Below are 1,602 nucleotides of genomic sequence, written 5' to 3'. Positions count from 1 at the left end.
GATTTACAGAACTATCGAAAACAGTGCCATCGATAAGCGTGCCGTGGTAGTGCACTTTCACTTTACTTGTTGCGGTTGGGTGAACGTCACCTGTACCTTTTTCTAGTACTAAGTATTGAAGCCCGCTCTCTGTCGTGATCACGCCTTCTTTTTTCGCATTTTCTAATAGGAAAGCTTGGCCTTTTGCAAAGTTCTCATCTGCCACTTTGTGGTTTGTCCAAGTGCGGTAAATGAAAAATGCAGCTAAAACAAAAATAATGATAGGAAACAAAAATTTAGACACGTTGACTCCTTGTCTATTTAGGTTGCTTAAGCAAATAGTTAATAGTTTCTGCCATTGCCTCAACGCTGTCATGGCCGCCAGTAATCACTTGGTACTTACCGTTTACGATAAACGCTGGCACAGAATTGATTTGGCCACGAGTAGTGATGGATTCAGCTTTAGTGATGTATTCAAACAGTTTTTCCTGTTGAGCTTCATCAAGATGGTATGGGCTGATCAAGTTACGAGATTCAAAAGCTTTCTCTACTGCTTGTTGACGCTCTTCTGCTGTTGCATCTGCGCCCATTTGAACCGCTGCAAATAAATCAGCCATGAATGCTTTATCTGGTGTTGCGTCGAGCTGCATAACAGCAGTGTAGAAGATAATTGCGCTGATCTGAGCACTTTCATTGAAAGTCACGTGCATCTTTTCAACTTTTTGCTCTGTTAGCGATTCAATTTGAGGGACAAACTCTTCCATTGAACGACAATGGCCGCAAGTTAGGGCAAAAGCTTCGGTTAGTGGCGCCAGATTGTATTCTTGAAGAGAAACAGGCAACACTTCGTATTGCTTACCTTGTTGTGGCTGACTATTGCCGCTGTCACATGCTGACAGAGCCGCAATAGCGGCAAATAAAGCGACGCCTTTTGAGATAGTTTTAAACATAACACCGCTCTGAATGAGAAATTTACGGTAGTTTATCGGTTAACGATAGCGACTAAAACCATTAAATACCAATAAAGTGAGACGATTAGTAACAGACTGGTGTGGATATAACCGAATAGTGACATGGTGTTAGCAAATTGGATGTTTACTGTTTCGCAGCTTAGGCGACAAGCTCGAACTGAGAATGGCACGAACGGTGCATATAAAACAATCAAACAACGAAAAACACTAAAGAATATGTATTTTTCGTCGACATAGTGAACAAGAATTCTTTCTACGTTGGTAACGGTATGAAGCATTGGTTTTTCATTGTCTGTGGCATTCTTAGTGGGTGTAGCAGCCTTAATCCAGACATGGTTCCGGGTGGGAATATGTTGGATACAGCCCCAAAAACAAACACCGAGCTGAGACACCCTGAGTGGGGGTATGCGAGTGCATCTCACGTTTCGACGGCTCCACGTGTTAATCAGACGGCGAGGGCGGCCGAAAAAAAGTCTAACAACGTGACCTCACTAGAAATGTTCTTGGATAGACACAATATCCCGCATGAGACGATCGGTGGTGGTCACCTTATGATTCGTTTAAAAGAGCAAGTTCACTTTCAGACTGGGTCGGCGCAATTGTCGTCAAACTCACAAGATTGGTTACGAAAGCTGGGGCACTATTTAGCAGG

General features: G+C 43.1%; 3 protein-coding genes and 1 pseudogene. 1 reads left to right on the top strand and 3 read right to left on the bottom strand.

Annotated elements, in window-relative coordinates; translation table 11 throughout:
* From R7070_RS24840 to R7070_RS24830, 3 genes are all read right to left on the bottom strand, one after another.
* A partial coding sequence (locus R7070_RS24840; RefSeq protein WP_318141353.1) for an FKBP-type peptidyl-prolyl cis-trans isomerase N-terminal domain-containing protein occupies window positions 1-283 on the bottom strand: 283 nt, incomplete at its 3' end.
* Between the two features lie 13 nt (window positions 284-296).
* Entirely contained in the window at window positions 297-929 is a 633-nt protein-coding gene (locus R7070_RS24835) for a thiol:disulfide interchange protein DsbA/DsbL (RefSeq protein ID WP_005482658.1), read from the bottom strand.
* Between the two features lie 32 nt (window positions 930-961).
* The gene (locus tag R7070_RS24830; protein ID WP_318141352.1) at window positions 962-1,228 is read right to left on the bottom strand and encodes a hypothetical protein; all 267 of its coding nucleotides are present in this window, start codon (window positions 1,226-1,228) and stop codon (window positions 962-964) included.
* On the opposite strand from R7070_RS24830, the pseudogene R7070_RS24825 reads away from it, so the two are divergent.
* Window positions 1,220-1,602, top strand: a pseudogene (locus R7070_RS24825) (OmpA family protein); the annotation flags it as partial. The gene R7070_RS24830 and the pseudogene R7070_RS24825 overlap by 9 nt on opposite strands.

Source organism: Vibrio sp. 1557, assembly GCF_033340175.1.
Classification (GTDB): Bacteria; Pseudomonadota; Gammaproteobacteria; order Enterobacterales; family Vibrionaceae; genus Vibrio; species Vibrio alginolyticus.
The sequence above is the reverse complement of the archived record's forward strand: the minus strand, read 5'-3'. Positions and strand labels throughout refer to the sequence as shown.

Coding starts and splice junctions, on each gene's coding strand:
- R7070_RS24830 (WP_318141352.1), bottom strand. CDS start 1,228: ATGCTTCATACCGTTACCAACGTAGAAAGAATTCTTGTTCACTATGTC.
- R7070_RS24835 (WP_005482658.1), bottom strand. CDS start 929: ATGTTTAAAACTATCTCAAAAGGCGTCGCTTTATTTGCCGCTATTGCG.